This is a genomic window from Collinsella aerofaciens (assembly GCF_025289055.1).
Classification (GTDB): domain Bacteria; phylum Actinomycetota; class Coriobacteriia; order Coriobacteriales; family Coriobacteriaceae; genus Collinsella.
Map to the genome: position 1 here is coordinate 53,350 of NZ_JAESIQ010000005.1, position 18,517 is coordinate 71,866.

Below are 18,517 nucleotides of genomic sequence, written 5' to 3' on the forward strand. Positions count from 1 at the left end.
GCTCTATCCCAGCTCCTGCATGCGGCGGTAGATTTCGCAGATACCCTTGATGGTGAGCTGTCCGTCGACCACGTCGAAGGCATCGGTCGAATCGGCGACGATGCTGGCGAGACCGCCCGTGGCGATAACGGTGGCATCCTCGCGGCCCAGCTCGCGCTTCATGCGCGCGACCAGGCCCTCAGCCATGGCGGCGGCGCCCGTTACGGCGCCGACCTTGATGCACTCCTCGGTATCGCGGCCGATGGCGTGCTCGGGCGCCTCGAGCGGAACGCTGGCGAGCTTGGCGGCTCGGGCGGCGAGCGCGTCCATGGAGATGCGGATGCCCGGCGCGATTGCTCCGCCAATGTAATAACCGTCCTCATCGATGACGTCGATATTGGTCGCGGTGCCAAAGTCCACCACGATTGCCGGCGCGCCGTAGAAAGTCTCGGCCGCAACGGCGTTGGCGACGCGATCGGCACCTACGGCCTGGGGACGCGCCGCGCGCAGCTTGGTCACCGCGGCCGTCTGCGGCCCAATGACGATGGCGTCCGCGGCAATGCGGTCGGCCACGGCGTGCCATTCGCGCGAGAGCTGCGGCACCACGCCCGCAAAGGCGATCGCGTCGACCGCGTCGAGCGAGAGATCGTACATCTTAAAGAAACCCATCAGGCGCACATGGATCTCGTCGGCGGTATAGGAGCGGTCGGTGGGCATGCGCCACGACTGCACCAGCTCGTCTCCGTCAAACAGGCCCATGGCCGTCTGCGTATTTCCCATATCGATAGCGAGCAGCATGTCTACTCCCGGTGTCGGCGTAAAAGGACGCGCACCATTGTATACGTGCCGTCGATGGCGCTCGGCTGCGATTCGTTTACGGTGATAGGGGCTGAGGAGTTTAAATATGAAGGAATTATGCTCTACGAGATTTTTCTTGCCGTTTGCCGAACTCCCGCGTAATATTCTTTCTTGCGCACATGAGGCGCCCAGACATTGCGGGGTGGAGCAGTCTGGTAGCTCGCCGGGCTCATAACCCGGAGGTCGTAGGTTCAAATCCTGCCCCCGCGACCAAGAACTTGCAGCTCGTCGGCCTAGCCGGCGAGCTTTTTTGTTATTCCGGGACCGTGTTTTCGGTCCAATTCTCGGCCTCTCAAACAAAATCTCGATCTGTAACATCTAGACCCGATTTGGGCGGCTAGGTGTTACAGATCGAGATATACCGGTGGGTTGGGTCGTGTTTGTCTAAATCTGTAACACGAGGGACGGATTTTGCCGAGTTGTTGTTATAGATTGAGATTTTCTAGCAGGCGGGTATGGTTTGTCTCGATCTGTAACAGGTAGGGGTCAAAAGTGGGTCTAGATGTTACAGATTTAGATTGTTGAGGTTGGGTCGAGAGGAATGTCTCGATCTGTAACAGTAAGACCCGGTTTTGCTGGGTAACTGTTACAGATCGAGGCAAACCGACGGGCCGTCCCGCCCCATCCACCTGCCGCCAGCTGCTATCCGCCGATTTCCGTTGTGCCGCTGTGCCCCCATGCCATATCCTCTAGACAACTACGCGGCATCATCGCCGCCGCGCCTACAAGAGAGGAATGTCCATGACCGCACCTGCATCCAAGCTGCTCCAGCCCATTACGGTTGGCCCCCTTGAGCTCAAAAACCGCATTATGTTCCCGCCGCTGACCACCGGCTACGAGGAACGCGACGGTTCCATTGGCGAGCGCAGCCTGGCTTTTTACGAGCGCCTGGCCCGTGGCGGCGTGAGCTACATCGTCATCGGCGACGTCGCCCCCGTCATGACCGCGAGCCCCACGCCCAAGCTGGCGACCGACGCCCAGATCCCCACGTTTAAGGCCCTGGCCGATGCCGTCCACAAGCACGGCGCCAAGGTTGCGCTGCAGCTGTTCCACCCCGAGTACGATGTGCCCGGTGTCGGCCGCATGGTCATGGGCTCCATGGCCGCCGCCAAGGCCGCGCAGGAGGCCAAGGCCGCCGGCGACGAGGAGACCTTTGCCGCCAAGATGGCCGAGTCCAACGAGATCCGCAATCAGGCATACGCCAAGCTGCACCACGACATGCAGCACTTTGTGAACGAGGCGAGCGTAGAGCAGCTCACCCAGATCAAGGAGGCCATCGCTGCCTCGGCCACTCGCGCGCAGCAGGCCGGCATCGACGCCATCGAGGTCCACGGCGACCGCCTGGTGGGTTCGCTGTGCTCGGCTATCCTCAACCAGCGCACCGACGAGTACGGTGGCTCGTTCGAGAACCGCGTTCGCTATGCGCTGGAGGTCGTCGCCGCCATTAAGGAAGCCGCGCCGCAGCTGATGGTGGAGTACAAGCTCCCCGTGATCATGGAGAACCCCGACGGCACGCCGCGCGGCAAGGGCGGCCTGCAGCCTGACGAGGCCTGCGAGTTCGCCAAGCTACTCGAGGGCGCGGGCATCGATATGATTCAGGTTGCACAGGCCAACCACACCGGCAACATGGGCGACACCATTCCGCCCATGGGCGCCATGCCCTACAACTGGACGCTGCCCGTGGCCGAGCGCGTCAAGGCCCTGGTCTCCGTGCCGGTGGCAACCGTCGGCCGTGTTGTCTCGGTCGAGGCCGGCGAGAAGATCCTGGAGGACGGCTCGGCCGACATCGTCGCCTATGGCCGCTCGCTCATGTGCGACCCCGACATTGCGCTGAAGGCCGCCACGGGCGAGCCCATCCGCGAGTGCCTCAACTGCAACAAGGGCTGCGTCGACGCGATTCAAAACCGCAAGTACATCTCGTGCGTGCTCAATGCCGAGAACGGCGACGAGGCGACCATCGCCATTAAGCCGGGCGAGGGCGACAAGAAGGTCGCCGTGGTGGGCGGCGGCATCGCCGGCCTGGAGGCCGCGCGCGTGGCGGCCAAGCGCGGCTACGACGTGACCGTCTACGAGGCGAGCGATCATCTGGGCGGCCAGATTGTGCTGGCGGCTGCGCCTCCGCGCAAGGACGAGATCATGCGCTCGGTCGAGTACTACGAGAAGATTCTGCCTGGCCTGGGCGTGAAGGTTGAGCTCAGCCATGCCGCTACCGCTGAGGACCTCAACGCCGCCGACGCTGCGATTGTGGCCGTGGGCGCGCACGACGTGGTCATCCCCGTTCCGGGCGCCGACTCGGAGAAGGTCGTCTCGAGCTGGGACGTGCTGGCCGGCAAGGTGGAGCTCAGCGGGCGCGTCGCCGTCATTGGCGGTGGCCTGGTGGGCACCGAGACTGCCGAGTACCTGCTGCAGCACGGCTGCGAGGTGGCGATCGTGGAGATGCTCGACAAGATTGCCGCAGGCGAGTCCGAGACCATTCTGCCGCTGATCATGAGCGACTTTGCCGAGCACAACGTGGAGCAGCACGTGAAGACCCGCCTGACCGCCATTACCGACGAGGGCGTGGAGGCTGTTCGCACCACCGAGGACGGCGCCGAGGAGCCGGTGAAGATCGCCTGCGATTACGTGGTGATGGCCGTGGGCTCCAAGGCCAACGCGTTTGACCTGGATGGCGTGACGGTGCCCGTGACCTGCGTGGGCGACTGCTCGGGTGAGCGCACCGCCGACATTGCGAGCGCCATTCGCACGGCGTATCACGCGGCCAACGAGCTGTAGTTGAACATCGCGGCCAGGCGGGGCGGTAGCACGGATCCGTCTCGCCCGGCTGTGCCCCGTCGGGTGTCAACCGGTGCGGGGCCTGCAAGCGCAGCAGGTCCCGCCCTTTTTGTTTTGCTCCGGTGGATGGCAATGCGCGGTAATCATGAGGAGTGAGGACGTCTACAGCCTTGCAGAACACTCAAATTATTGGGGGAGGGGTTAATAACTATATCATCTATACCAAAGGACATAAAGAGATGCCAATTTTGTTGACAAGCGAATGACGATTAGCTGCGAGTCAGCTACCAGCGTAAATAATCGATAAAGAAATGTCGTAATTTGGTGCCAAATGCCCAGATAACGTCGCGTCTACTTTAATTAACTGCTTTGAGCAAACAGTAAAATGCTACTATCTAACTTGCACGTAAGAAGGCAGATTAACGGTTAAGGCTAAGAAGTGGCAGGTATGTCGGAAGCAACTAGGACTCGCACGCATGCGCCCGAGGTTAGGCAGCGCGCCGTCGAGATCCTCCAAGAGGGGGTCGGTCATCGCGCCCTCGCCGCGGAGATTGGCATTCCCCAGGCCACGGCTCGTCAGTGGGCCCGCGCGTATGCCGTGGGCGGTGCCGACGCCGTTCTCAATGCCGGTTCGCATCATCACACCTATTCGTACGACGTAAAGCTCGCTGTGGTTAAGGACCGCCTGGAAAATGGCTTGACGGTTCGCGAGGCCATGATCAAGCACAAGATTCCCAGCGAGTCTTCGGTCAAGGCTTGGTGCCGTCAGTACCGCGAGAGCGGTGAGTCCGCACTGGTCGATAAGCCGCGCGGTCGCAAGCCGCGCGTTAAAAAGGCGGAATAGCAAACGGGATGGTGCGCCCACAGGGGCGCATTTTTCTTGCCGCGCCAACTTTTTGGACCAGCGCGAGCCTATCGGGAGATCCTCCAAAGTGGCCAATAAACCGAGCGCAGTGGCCCGCGCGCCTGTCGCTGCGATAGGCGGCGTCGCCTCTCTGCTCCAAAGCGGACGTGCCCTTACCCCGTACGCCTAAAACTCCCCAATTGACCGAAAACCTGCCGCCGCTACTCCTCAATTGAGCTATAACGTTAAACAATTGCAGCGTTTTTGCATGGGGGAGTGATGGTATGACGCTACTGTATTTCCTTACCCTGTTTCCGCTGGTACCGGCGCTGGGCATGCTGCTCGTGCGCGGTGACCGCGCCCGCGATGCGGTGGGGCTCATAGGTTCCGGCATTATTATGGCGGTGACAGTTGTAGTCGCCGTCATGTTTTTTGGCACGGGTCCGCAGAGCTTTGAGGTCGCCCCCGGCACCTCGCACGTGCTCTCGATCATCAGCTCCGTCATCGATGTCATCCTGTGCGCCGTCATCCTGTACAACGCGTACAAATATAGGAACGCGCTCACCACGGTGCTCGGCATCGTCCAGCTGGTGGGCTCGCTCGCCTTTGCAGCCATGACGCTGCCCGCGGCCGAAGCCGTCACGGCGACGCCGCTCTACCTAGACTACATGAGCGTGATCATGGTCCTCGCCGTCGGCATCGTCGGCAGCCTTATCTGTATCTACGCTTTGGGCTACATGAAGGACTTCCAGGCCCATGATGAGCACGAGGCCGCGCTGCGCGGGCAGACCGCGCCCGACCGTCGTCCGCAGTTCCTGGCGCTTATGTTCCTGTTCCTCTCGGCCATGTTCGTCATCGTGACGAGCGACAACCTTGAGTGGCTGTTCTGCGGCTGGGAAATCACCACCGTGTGCTCGTTCCTTATGATTGGCTATACGCGCACGCCCGAGGCCATCAAGAACGCCTTTAACCAGATCATCCTCAACATGCTGGGCGGCATCGCGTTTTTGGCCGGACTCATGTACCTGCACGTTAACGGCATGCCGCTGACCATCTCGGGCATGATTGAGCTTTCCGGCGCCGGAACCGCGCAGTCCGCGCTGCTGGTGATGCCGGTCATCCTGTTGTCGCTCGCCGCGCTCACCAAGGCCGCACAGATGCCGTTCCACACTTGGCTGTTGGGTGCCATGGTTGCCCCCACGCCCACGAGCGCCCTGCTGCACTCGTCAACCATGGTCAAAGCCGGCGTGTTCCTGATGGTCAAGCTGAGCCCGCTCTATGCCATCTATCCCGTGACCGGCTTTATGGTCACGAGCGTGGGCGCCATCACGTTTTTGCTCGCTGCCCTTATGGCCATCTCGCAGAGCAATGCCAAGCGCGTGCTCGCGTACTCCACCATTTCCAACTTGGGCCTCATCAGTGCTTGCTTGGGTGTCGGCGCGCCCGAGGCCGTATGGGCGGCCATCTTCCTGATCCTGTTCCACACGGTGGCAAAGTCGCTGCTGTTCCTGTGCGTGGGCACGGCCGAGCATCATATCGGCAGCCGCAATATCGAGGACATGGACGGTATGTTCAGCCGCATGCCGCACCTGACGCGCCTGATGATGCTGGGCATCATGGGCATGTTTGTGGCGCCGTTTGGCATGCTCGTGTCCAAGTGGGGCGCTCTGGTGGCGTTCGCGCAGACCGGCAACGTGCTCATGATCATGGTACTTGCCTTTGGCTCGGCCGCGACCTTCTTCTTCTGGGGCAAGTGGCTTGCCAAGCTTTCGGGCGTCGACCCCACGGCTCAAAACGTTGAGGTCAATGTCCATAAGACCGAATGGATGGCCCTCAACACCATCGCCGCGCTGCTGATTCTGTGCTGCGTGGCGTTCCCGGTTATCTCGAGCGGTCTGGTGTCGCCTTACTTGGCCATGGTGTTTGGCCGCGTGCCGTACGTTATTGGCAAGGACGCCATGTACCTGATGGTGGTTATCGTGGCGTTTATCGCCGTGGTGCTGCTGACTTCATTCCGCGTGAGCAACAAACCGCACGTCAACGTGTACCTTTCGGGCGTGGGGACCGACAAATATCGCCATTTCCGCGGCTCGATGGGACACGAGGTGAAGGCCGAAAAGCGCAATTGGTACTCGGAGGACGCCCTTGGCGAGAAGCGTATTGGCCCCGCGGGTAGCGTCGTGTGCTGCAGCATTATCTTGTTTGCGCTGCTGTGTTGCGCGTGGATTGGGCCCGAGCGACTTGCCATGAGTGCGCCCTCGGTGCTGCGCGGCAAGTATTTTGAAGGTTCGGGCGTCGTGGGCATTTTTATTGGCACCGTGGCATTTGCCTTACTGGCGCCGCTTGTGGGCGGCCTGATCGACGGCGTTGACCGCAAACTTTCGGCCCGCATGCAGGGCCGCGTGGGCCCGCGCCTGCTCCAGCCTTTCTACGATGTGGCCAAGCTACTGCGCAAGGCCCCCGCCAGCGTAAACACCATGGACGATACCTACATGGCGTGCGCGCTCATCTTTACCGTGGTGGGCGGCGGCATCTTTGTGTCGGGTTCCAACACGCTGTTGTGCGCTTTTATGGTGACCCTCGCTGCGATCTTTGTGGTGTTGGCGTCCGCCTCGACGCAAAGCCCGTTTGCCCAGGTCGGCGCCGACCGTGAGCTGCTGCAGGTCATGAGTTACGAGCCCGCCGTTTTGCTGATGAGCGTGGGCCTGTACCTTGCCACCGACAGCTTCGATTCCATCGCCGTGACGGGGCAGTCGGCCCCCATCATCGTGTACAGCGCGCCCATTTTCCTCGCGCTGCTCGCGGTGCTCACCATCAAGCTGCGCAAGTCGCCGTTTGACCTTTCGTACTCGCATCACGCGCATCAGGAGATCGTCCAGGGCGTCGCCACCGAGATGAGCGGCGGCACGCTGGCCAAGATGACCCTTATGCACTGGTGCGAGACCGTGCTGTTTTTGATGTGGGTGGGCATGTTCTTTGTTTGGGACAACCCGGTGAGCTGGGTCGTAGCCCTGGTCGTGATGGCTGCGACGTATTTTGTCGAGGTGCTGATCGACAACACCTTCGCACGCAGCACCTGGCGCAGCTGCTTTAGGCTCGGATGGGGCGTGGCGCTGGTGTTTGGCCTGCTCAACCTTATGCCCATCCTCGTCGACGTTTTTATTTAGGAGGCGGCATCCATGGATCATAAAATGTCGCGCTCGCCGTGGGTTATTCATTACGACGGTTCGAGCTGCAACGGATGTGATATCGAGGTGCTGGCCTCGCTCACGCCGCTGTTCGATGCGGAGCGCTTTGGCGTGGTCAACACCGGCAACCCCAAGCATGCGGATATCTTTTTGGTGACGGGGTCGGTCAATGCCCAGAACCTGCCCGTCGTGCGCCAGATCTACAACCAGATGCTCGAGCCCAAGTGCGTGGTGGCCTGCGGCATCTGCGCGTGTTCGGGCGGCGTGTTCCGCGATGCCTATAACGTGATCGGCGGCGTGGACCGCGCAATTCCCGTGGACGTGTACGCGCCCGGGTGCGCCATTCGCCCCGAGACCGTGATCGATGCCATTGTGGAGGCGTGCGGCATCCTGGACCAGAAGGAGGCCGTGATGCGCGCCGGCGGCAATCCGCTCAGCGTGGGCGGTGCCGCAACCTGGGACGGTGGCGTTGAGCTGGGCGAGGATGGGTTTGTGGCTGCTGCGGAGGCCGGCGACGCGACCGCCGCTGCAAAGGAGGCCGAGTAATGCAAAAGGCTATCTATACCACCGTCGGGATCGACGGGCTCCTGCCGCATGTCCAGGCGCTTAAGGGCGTCGGCGCGCGCTTTGTGCAAATGCACGCTGAGCGCAACGTCGACGACGGCTCGTATCGCCTGGTCTATACGTTTATCAACGTTCGTGCTGCTCAGGGGCATATCGCGCAGGACGGCAGCTATGCGATTGAGAACCTGGTGGTTGAGGGCATCGACCAGTACCAGGAGATTCCGTCCATCAGCTCGTATTACCCCGCGGTGTTCCCGTTTGAAAATGAGGCCCACGACCTGTTTGGCCTTGCCATCACCGACATGCAGATCGACTTTAAGGGCTTTTTCTACCAGGTCTCGACTGCCGAGCCCATGAGCGTCATCACGCCCGAGGTGAAGACTGCGCGCGAGAAGGCCATGAGGGTCCGCGCCGCTGCCGAGGCCAAGGCGCGCAAGGCCGCGGCCGAGAAGGCCGCTGCGGCTGCGGCTGCTGCAGGGGAAGGCGCTGGCGATGCTGTGGGCGCTGCCGTCGCTCAGCCCGCTGCGGCTGCCGGCTCCGATGCTCAGCACGATGAGGTCGCTGCAAAGGCCGCGCTCAAGGCTGCCGAGATGGAGGCAAAGCTCGCCGCCATGGATCCCGAGAAAGCGGCCAAGGTCCGCGCGGCGCTTGCCGCCAAGGCCGCCCGCGACAAGCAGAAAAAGGAGGCGTAAGGTCCATGGCTCATCGCTCCGTCATTCCGTTTGGCCCGCAGCACCCGGTGCTGCCCGAGCCGCTTCATCTGGACCTGGTGATCGAGGACGACCGCGTCATCGAGGCAATTCCGCAGATCGGTTTTGTGCACCGCGGACTCGAGAAGCTCACCGAAAAGCGCGATATGCATCAGTTTGGCTACATTGCCGAGCGCATCTGCGGCATCTGCGCCGTGGGCCATAGCTGCGGCTATGCCAGCGCCTGCGAGCGCATGCTCGGCATCGAGGTGCCTGGCCGCGTGCAGTATATCCGCACCATTCTGCATGAGCTTTCGCGCATTCACTCGCATCTGCTGTGGCTGGGCCTGCTCGCCGACGCCTTTGGCTTCGAGGCGCTGTTCTATCGGTCATGGACCCTGCGCGAGCAGATACTCAAGATTTTTGAGAGCACTTGCGGCGGGCGCGTGATTCTGTCGATTAACGAGATCGGCGGCCTTAAGCACGATATCGAGGACTCCGAGCTGGCGGGCATCGTCCAGACGCTCGATGCCATGCGTCCTGACTACGAGGCCCTGGTGCATACGTTTTTGGACGACAACAGCTGCGGCGAGCGCCTGCATGGCGTGGGCGTGATTAGCAAGAAAGACGCGCTGGAGCTTTCGATGGTCGGTCCGTTTGGGCGCGCCTCGGGCGTGGATTACGACGTGCGCATGTTCGGTGACGGCGCCTATGCGGACTTGGCCGCGTTTGAGCCCATCGTTGCTACCGACGGCGACTGCTATGCCCGCTGCCAGGTTCGTTGCGCCGAGGTCACGCAGACCATGGACATCATCAAAGAGCTGGTGGGCAAGATCCCGCACGACGGTATCGGCGGGCGCACCAAGCTTACGCCGGCCGACGGCGCGCGCGGCGAGGTTGTAATTGAGCAGCCGCGTGGCGAGGCGTATTACTATGTGCGCGGCAACGGCACCAAGAATCTGGACCGTTTCCGCGTGCGCACGCCGACGTCGCAAAACCTGGCGGGTCTGACGCATGCGCTGCAGGGCGTGCTCCTTGCCAACGTGCCCATGATTATCCTGACCATCGACCCCTGCATTAGCTGCACGGAAAGGTAGGCACGGCATGAGTTTGCTGACATTTGCCAAGACGGCCTTGGGCTCTATGGTCAAGCAGCCGGTCACGGTGTGCTATCCGCAGGAGAAGCTGACGGCGCCCGAGCGCCTGCGCGGGCACATCGTTAACGACATGGACGTGTGCATTTGCTGCGGCATGTGCGCGCGCCGCTGCCCGGCGGGCGCGCTCGCGGTCGATCGCAAGGGTGGAACGTGGTCGATTGATCCGTACGCCTGCGTCGTGTGCGGCGAGTGCATCGAGAGCTGCCCCAAGCGCTGCCTGACTATGGACACCGCGCGCACTCCAGTCGCGGCGGACAAGACTCCCACGGTAGAAACCAAACCGGAGTAGCTCTGGAATGGGGCTGGCATTGCGCTGGAATGGGGGCCGGCGGGGCAAAAATGCCCCACCGGCCCCGCGCTTAAACGCGCGGCTGTGCCGTCGCGAACAAAACTATGCCGGATTACGGGGCTGGATAGCGAACCTCCGACCATACGGAAAATCGCAAAAACAAAACCGCAGGTAGATCGCTTGCTGTTTTTCAAAAATAGGGGGTATGGATGAGGTCTCCGAGCTTAGCCCCGTAATCCGGCATAGTTTTGAAATGGCGCCATATCGGTGACAGCCCTTGAGCCCCCGGGGACGGAGGAAAACGGATCATTTTGGCCCGATGGCTCTGAGTCGCACCTATTTTCCTGCGAAAACGCTCGTGTCTCAACTTTGGTGAGACATTTGTCTCACGCCCAAAACAGAATCTGGAACATGTGTCACCTGCCCTAATTGTGTCTCATTCCGTAACTTTAGGCTGATGCAAGGTCTGAGCCCGCGAGAAGGGAGACGCGATGAGTAAGTACACGAGGGGTCTCTTGGCGGTGATACTGGCCGTAGTGCTGGTATTGCCGGCTGCAGCATTTGCCATGCTGCCCGAGGCCAACGCCAGGTCCAGCACCGGAATGGACGGACCGGCCATGACCGGAAAAACGGTCGTCGACTACGACACCAGCAACCACTGGAAGTTCTGGGCCGGCGGCTATAACGGAAAGGAAATAACAACTCAAAACGTCGGCCGAATCTGGACCGACAAGACGGTCAGGGCAGTCGAGAACGGGGATTCTGATTTCCTGACCACGCTGTCGGCTATCTCTTCGACATCCGATACGACGGTCTCCGGCAAGCCGCTCGACATCGTGCTGGTGTTGGATGCTTCTGGCTCGATGAAGTACGACATGGTTGGCGCCGAGAATCGCATGGCGGCGCTTAAGTCCGCAGCAAATGGTTTTATCGGTGCCATCAATACGCAAAACCAAAGCATTGCAGATGAGTCCAAACTGCATCGAGTTGCTATTGTAAAGTTTGCAGGTAAGAAGACCAATAAGGTTGGCAATGACACATATGATGGCGGCACCTATAACTACTCACAGGTTGTAAGCCGCTTAACGGTGTGCAGGGGAGATAACGCGACCGCCCTTCAAAGCAAGATAAACGACATCAACTACGGCGGCGCTACTCAGGCAGACTTTGGCATGGAATTTGCCCAGAATCTCTTGAATGATGGTCGCGCAGACGCCAAGAAGGTCGTCGTCTTCTTCACCGATGGCTCACCTACGAGTTCCAGTGGATTCGAGGCCGAGGTTGCCAATAGCGCCATCCGTAGCGCCAAGAACCTCAAGAATAAAGGTACCGACATTTACGCTATCGGCATCTTTGACGGTGCAAATCCCAATGACGTCCCCACGGAAAAGCGCACAAGCAGAGAGAATAAGTTCATGCATGCCGTGTCGAGCAATTATCCCGACGCAAATTCGTATAAGAGCGATGAGCTTGGCACACGTGCAGAAAACTCCGATTACTACAAGTCGGCAACCAGCGCCTCTGAGCTCGAGAAAATCTTCGAAGAGATCTCGGGAAGCATTATCCAAGCTGGTTACCCGACCGAAGTTCACGGCGGTTATGGCGAGCATAAGTCTGGCTACATTACGTTTACTGACGAGCTGGGCGACTTTATGCAGGTCGACAACTTTACGTCTGTCGTGTATAACGGCACGACGTTTGACAAGCCGACAAAGAAGACCGAAGGCAATGTCGATACCTACAAATTTACGGGTGCCGCTGCGAACCTGGTCATTACCGTTCAGCATGCCGAAAAGAGCAAGCCCCGGACCGGCGATATCGTGACGGTTAAGATTCCTGCGTCGCTGATTCCGCTGCGCTACTTTAAGATTACCGATGGCGTTCTTACGGTCGACGATACTGAGCCCATCCAGGTGAACTACACCTCGAGCGTTAAGAAAGACGCGCTCGATAATCTGTTTACGCCTGAGCAGGTAGTGGGGCTTAAGGACTACATCAAGAGCAATACGATCACCGCGGAGGACGGCTCAAAGACCGTTAACTTCTACGCGAACAAGTGGAATGGCGGCACGCTGGGCGATACGATTGCGAACTTTGAGCCCGCCGATTCCAACCGTTATTACTATTTCCAGAAGCAGACTCCCATTTATGTGGATAAGAACTGCACAACGCCTGCGACGGGCTCGCTGGCTGCCGAGGGCATCTATTACTACAAGGATGAGTTCGAGGCGAAAGGCACAGACAGTAAGGTCGAGCCCCGCACAGCTATTATTGAGTTTACCGGTGGACATGCCGCGCAGTTTGAGGGCGCAATCGTGCGCGATGCGAGCGGCAACCTGTCGTTTAGTGAGGGAACCGCGCGACTAGCCTTTATTGACGAACTTCATACCACCAAGGAACTCGTGGGCGGCAACCCTACTGGTACCGCGGCCGACGTGCTCAATCCCAAGTGGAATAACACGTCTGCCAAGTCGGACGCCACGGAGGTTGACGTTCACCTGGGCAACAACGGCAAGATCAGCTTTAACGTGACGCCGGCAACGGTGGATACCAAGACGAGCTTTGGCCTGACCAAGGTGCTCGAGGGTCGCGAGTGGACGGATGCGGACAAGTTTAAGTTTGAGCTCTCCGCGACGTCCGAGAATGACGCCCCGATGCCCGCACCCGCGACCGCGACTGTGACCAAGGCGAACCTGGATGACAAGGGCAAGGCGGCCATTAACTTTGGCGAGATCACCTACAACAAGCCGGGCGAGTACACCTATGAGGTCCGCGAGGTCAAGGGCGACGCCGGTGGCATCACCTACAGCAAGAACGTTGCCACGTTCAAGGTGACCGTGGCGGTTAAGGTCACGGGTGGGCTTAAGGCTGACGTTGAAAAGATCTCGGGCGAGACCGAGTTCAAGAACACCTATAGCGCCAAGACGGAAACCTCGCTGACTCTTGAGGCAACCAAGAAGCTCACGGGGCGCCCGATGGCCGATGACGAATTTAAGTTTGCGCTGAGCTATGCGGAGCACGACGAGGTTCTGCTGGATGCAACCAACAAGGGCGGCAAGGTTGAGTTCGGTCCGCTGACGTATACGACCGAGTCGCTTGCCAAGCTGGTCGAGGAAGAGAAGGCGTCGTTTGACGATAGCTCAGACAAGCCCACGTGGACCATTCGCTACACTGCTGCCGAGCAGACCGGCAAGCTGCCTGCGGGCGTGAGCGCTGCCGTGTCGGCAATTGACGCATATGTAACCGTTGTCGACAACGGCGATGGTACCCTGACGGCGACGGCTGACTACGGCGACGCCGGCAACGAGTTCATGAACGCCTACACTGCCGCGCCTGCCGAGGCATCGCTTGTTGGCGAGAAGAATCTGCAGGTTCCTGATGGCCTGACCCCGGCTGACATTACCGGCAAGTTCACCTTTACCGTGACCGGTGAAGAGGGTGCACCCATGCCCGCGAACGCGAGCGTGACCAATGATGCCAAGGGCAAGGTCGACTTTGGCAAGATTACCTTTACGCTCGACGACCTTAACAAGGCCCTGGGCGAGAAGCCCGAGAAGCGCGAGCATACCTTTACCTACACCGTGACCGAGTCCGGCGAGGTCGCTGGCGTGACCAACGACGCCAAGCTGTCGCGCGAGGTTTCCTTCACCGTGACCGATGACAGCAAGGGCAAACTGAGCGTGTCCCGCAACCCGGATGGCAACGCAGCCTTTACGTTCACCAACACCTATAACGTGACGCCTGTCGAGACGAGCGTCACCGACAAGATCGCCGCGACCAAGGTCCTGACCGGCCGCGACATGGCTGAGGGCGAGTTCTCCTTCGAGCTCGTCGAGGGCGAGGGCAAGGACGCCAAGGTCGTCGCCACCGGCAAGAACGCCGCCGATGGCAAGATCACGATGAGCACCATCGAGTACACCAAGGCCGGAACGCACACCTATACGCTGCGCGAGGTCAAGGGCAACGCCGGCGGTATCACCTACAGCGATGCCAAGTTCACCATCGAGACCACCATCACGGACAACGGCGACGGTACGCTCAGCGCCACGCATGTTCTGAAGGACGTCAAGGTTGCCGAGTTCAAGAACTCCTACAACGTGACCCCCAAGAGCTCCAGCGTCACCGAGCAGATCACCGCGGACAAGGTCCTGGACGGGCGCGACCTCAAGGCTGGCGAGTTCCGTTTCGAGCTCGTTGAGGGCAATAACGTAGTCTCCACCGGCACCAACAATGCCGACGGCAAGATCGTGATGGATCCCGTCACCTACACCGCGGCTGGCGAGCACACCTACATGCTGCGTGAGACCAAGGCCGGCGCTACCGAGAACGGCATTACCTACAGCACCGCTGCGTACACCATTGTGACCATCGTCAAGGACAACGGCGACGGCACCCTCAGCGTGGAGCACAAGCTGCAGAACGCCGAGAAGGCGATCTTCGAGAACACCTACACCGTAACCCCCAAGAGCTTCAGTGTTACCGATCAGATCACGGCGACCAAGTACCTGACCGGTCGCGACCTCAAGGAAGGAGAGTTCTCCTTCGAGCTCGTTGAGGGCAACGATGTTGTCGCCACCGGCAAGAACGATGCCCGCGGCAAGATCACGATGAGCCCCATCGAGTACACCGCTGCCGGCAAGCACGCCTACACGCTGCGCGAGGTCCCGGGCGACGCCGGCAACGGCATCACCTACGATGGCAAGACCTACACCATCGAGACCACCATCACCGACAAGGGCGACGGCACGCTCGAGGCGAAGCATGTCCTGAAGGGCGCCGACGAGGCGAAGTTCAGCAACAGCTACAAGCCGAATCCTGACGAGTTCAGCGTCAGCGACCAAATCACCGCGACCAAGGTCCTGACTGGCCGCGACCTCAAGGCTGGCGAGTTCTCCTTCGAGCTCGTCGAGGGCGACAAGGTCGTCGCCACCGGCACCAATGCCGCCGACGGCAAGATCACGATGAACGCCGTGAAGTACACCGAGGCCGGCAAGCACACCTACACGCTGCGCGAGATCAAGGGCGGAACCACCAGCAAGGGCATCACCTACAGTGACGCCAAGTACACCATCGAGACCACCATCACGGACAATGGCGACGGTACGCTCAGTGCCACACATGTTCTGAAGGGCACCGAGCCCGCCGAGTTTAAGAACTCCTACAGCGTGACCCCGCTCGATGCAGAGCTCGACTTTGACCTGAGCAAGGCCATCGACGGCCGCGAGTGGACGGATGGGGACGAGTTTAGCTTTACCATTACCGCCCCCGATGGTGCCCCGCTACCCGATCCTGCGACCGTAACCGTGAGCAAGCACGATGCGAAGGACGGCATTGCCGCCATCAAGTTCGGCAAGATTCGCTATACGGCTGCCGGAGCCTACAAGTACGAGATCCGCGAGAACGCGGGTAATACGGTCGGCATGACGTATGACTCTCACGTCGCGACCGCCGAAGTAACCGTGACCGAGGACGGCGATGGCAACCTGACCGCCAACGCCACCAAGAAGGAAAACGGACGCTTTACCAACACGTACCGCACTGAGCTTAACTACACCGCGGCCGGCGGTCTGTGGCTCAGCAAGTATCTGGACGGCCGCCCCATGACCGAGGGCCAGTTCACCTTTACCGTGACACCTGCTGACGACGCTTCGGCTCGCGCGCTCGGTCTGCTGCCCGGGGCCAACAGCTTCAAGTCTCCCGAAGCGGCAGAGGCAACGGTCGGACTGATCGACATTCTGGCTGGTCATGAGGTTAAATTTACGCAGGCTGACGCCGGCAAGACCTTCAAGTACACCGTGGCCGAAAAGAACGACGGCCAGCCCGGTTACACCTACGATGACGCCGTACGCACGGTGACGATCGCCATCGCCGACGACACCGCCGGTACGCTCACTGCTACGACGACCGTCTCCGGCGGTCCCGAGGGTACGCATACGACGGTCCACAAGAGTGGCGAGAACAAGGTCGAAAAGGCCCTGGTGCCGTTCCACAACAGTTACAGCGCTACGACCAACACGCCTGGTGGTACCGCTGCTCAGGTCGTTGCCACCAAGACTCTGGCCGGTCGCCCGATGGCCGACGGCGAGTTCTGGTTTGGCATCGCCTATCAGGGTGAGCTTGTGGCATACGAAAACCTCAAGCCCAATATCGGCGGGCACGTGAGCTTTGATACGCTGCACTACGACACCAAGATGCTTGCTAATCTTGAGGCTGCTGGGCTTGCTTATCGTACCGATAAGGACGGCAAGCTTGCCTGGACCATTAACTACACGGCCTACGAAGATTTATTCGGGCTGCCGAATGGCGTTTCCGCTACAACGTGGAGCTTTGGCTTTAAGGTTATCGTCGTCGACAACGGTGACGGTACCCTGACGGCGACGGTCGACTACGGCGGCGTCGAGCCCTTGTTCGAGAACGCCTACGGCGCCGACGCCGTGGATGCCGCGCTCACCGGTACTAAGAAGCTCCAGGTTGCCGAGGGCCTGACCCCGGCCGACATCACGGGTAAGTTCACCTTTACCGTGACCGCCGACGAGGCAGGTGCCCCGATGCCCGAGCGCACGACCGTAACCAACGACGCAGCCGGTAACGTGGACTTTGGCAAGATCCACTTTACGCTCGAGGACCTCAACCGCGCTCTGGGCGTGACGGACGATGCGACCGATAAGGCCGAGGCAGACGAAGCTGACGACGTCGACGCTGACGAGGCAGAGGCCGACGCCGACGCTGATGCCAACGCTGACGAGCCCGGCGACGAGTCCGAGCCCGCAGCACCCACCGCCCCGCGCTCGCACACCTTTATCTACACGGTGACCGAGTCCGGTAGCGCTCCTGGCGTGACTAACGACGCCAGCGCCACGCGCAAGGTTTCCTACACTGTGACTGACGACGGTGCCGGACACCTGAGCGTCGTGCGCAACGGCGACGACGGTGCGGCCTTCACATTCACCAACACCTACAGCGTAACGCCCACCGATTCTGTCGTGACCGATCAGGTCAAGACGGTCAAGCGTCTGACCGGACGCGACCTTGCAGCCGGCGAGTTCACGTTTGATCTGCTCGAGGACGGCGTGGTTGTCGCTAGCGGCACCAATGACGTCAACGGCAACGTTACGCTGAGCCCGATCCGCTACGAGGCACCCGGCACGCACACGTACACGCTGCGCGAGGCTTGCCCCAACGCGCTCGGCCTGTACAAGGGCGTCACCTATGACGGCACGACCTACACCGTCGTGACCACCGTCTCCGACAATGGTGATGGCACGCTGACCGCGGCGCACAAGCTCGAGGGAGCTACCGAGTCGGCTGGCTTTACCAACAAGTATCACGCCATGCCCACGCAGGTCTCCATCGGCGCCATCAAGGTGCTCGAGGGACGCGAGCTCAAGAAGGACGAGTTTAGCTTTAAGCTCGTTGGCGAGGACATCGAGTCTACGGTTGCCAACGATGCCGACGGCAAGATCAGCTTCGACAAGTTCGAGTACGACGAGCCCGGTACGCACGTCTACACCATCAGCGAGGTCAAGGGCGACGAGGTCGGTATGACCTACGACAAGTCCGTCTTTACCGTGACCGTCAACGTGGTCGATGACGGCGAGGGCAACCTCAAGGCGAACGTCGCCTTTACCAAGGGCGACAAGAGCGTCGAGGGTATCGTGTTCAACAACACGTACAAGAAGCCCGAGACGCCCGTACCGACGCCCGATCCCGGCACGCCCAAGACCGTGACGAATATCGTCAAGACGGTCAAGGGTTTCCTGCCCACCACGGGTGACCAGCAGGCCGCCGCTCTGCTTATGACATTTGTCATCGCCATGGCCGGCGTCGGAGCCCTGGTCTGGGGTATCCGTAAGCGCTAGGCACGTCGACAGCGCCCGGGGCCAAAAGGCCCCGGGCGGCCGGCAGGGCTAAATCCCGACCTACTCCTACCCCCAGCCGCCACGGAGGCATCTCCCTCCTCCGTGGTGGCGCTTTTGTGCGTTGGGGAGGAGGGCGCGCCACGAAACCGGCCCATCTACTACGTTTAGCCCCTTACCCCCAACCATGCCGAAAAGCGCAAAAACAAAACCGCAGGTAGAACGCCTGCGGTTTTGTTCAAAACGAAGGTATGGTCAGGGGTATCGAGTCAAACGTAGTAGATGGGCCGATTTCGTGGCGGGCGGTTTCGGCTGATCCAT

The 18,517-nt window shown here is 60.5% G+C and carries 9 protein-coding genes and 1 tRNA gene; 9 read left to right on the top strand and 1 reads right to left on the bottom strand.

What is annotated here, in order from left to right; all coding sequences use genetic code 11:
• Window positions 1-3: 3 nt before the first annotated feature.
• Window positions 4-777: a type III pantothenate kinase gene (locus JMJ97_RS02575; protein ID WP_260699068.1), complete on the bottom strand. Its 774-nt coding sequence runs from the start codon at window positions 775-777 to the stop codon at window positions 4-6.
• A 196-nt stretch (window positions 778-973) separates the two neighbouring features.
• On the opposite strand from JMJ97_RS02575, the gene JMJ97_RS02580 reads away from it, so the two are divergent.
• From JMJ97_RS02580 to JMJ97_RS02620, 9 genes are all read left to right on the top strand, one after another.
• A tRNA-Met gene (locus tag JMJ97_RS02580) sits at window positions 974-1,050 on the top strand.
• Between the two features lie 528 nt (window positions 1,051-1,578).
• A complete protein-coding gene (gene bilR / locus JMJ97_RS02585; protein ID WP_260699069.1) occupies window positions 1,579-3,609 on the top strand; it encodes a bilirubin reductase, long form in 2,031 nt (676 codons plus the stop codon).
• A gap of 448 nt (window positions 3,610-4,057) precedes the next feature.
• Window positions 4,058-4,453 carry a transposase gene (locus JMJ97_RS02590; RefSeq protein ID WP_260699070.1) on the top strand — a complete coding sequence of 132 codons (396 nt, stop codon included), beginning with the start codon at window positions 4,058-4,060 and terminating at the stop codon, window positions 4,451-4,453.
• Between the two features lie 284 nt (window positions 4,454-4,737).
• Complete coding sequence (locus JMJ97_RS02595) at window positions 4,738-7,620, top strand: proton-conducting transporter transmembrane domain-containing protein (RefSeq protein ID WP_260699071.1); 2,883 nt, start codon at window positions 4,738-4,740, stop codon at window positions 7,618-7,620.
• A 12-nt stretch (window positions 7,621-7,632) separates the two neighbouring features.
• A complete protein-coding gene (locus JMJ97_RS02600) occupies window positions 7,633-8,187 on the top strand; it encodes an NADH-quinone oxidoreductase subunit B family protein (protein ID WP_260699072.1) in 555 nt (184 codons plus the stop codon).
• Window positions 8,187-8,897: an NADH-quinone oxidoreductase subunit C gene (locus tag JMJ97_RS02605; RefSeq protein WP_260699073.1), complete on the top strand. Its 711-nt coding sequence runs from the start codon at window positions 8,187-8,189 to the stop codon at window positions 8,895-8,897. The genes JMJ97_RS02600 and JMJ97_RS02605 overlap by 1 nt, the downstream gene beginning before the upstream one ends.
• 5 nt (window positions 8,898-8,902) lie before the next feature.
• Window positions 8,903-9,991, top strand: coding sequence for a hydrogenase large subunit (locus JMJ97_RS02610; protein ID WP_260699074.1), 1,089 nt, complete (start codon window positions 8,903-8,905; stop codon window positions 9,989-9,991).
• 7 nt (window positions 9,992-9,998) lie between these two features.
• Entirely contained in the window at window positions 9,999-10,340 is a 342-nt protein-coding gene (locus tag JMJ97_RS02615) for a 4Fe-4S dicluster domain-containing protein (protein WP_195544060.1), read from the top strand.
• Between the two features lie 491 nt (window positions 10,341-10,831).
• Window positions 10,832-18,199 (top strand): Spy0128 family protein, encoded by a 7,368-nt coding sequence (locus JMJ97_RS02620; protein WP_260699075.1) that lies wholly within the window; start codon window positions 10,832-10,834, stop codon window positions 18,197-18,199.
• Window positions 18,200-18,517: the final 318 nt, after the last annotated feature.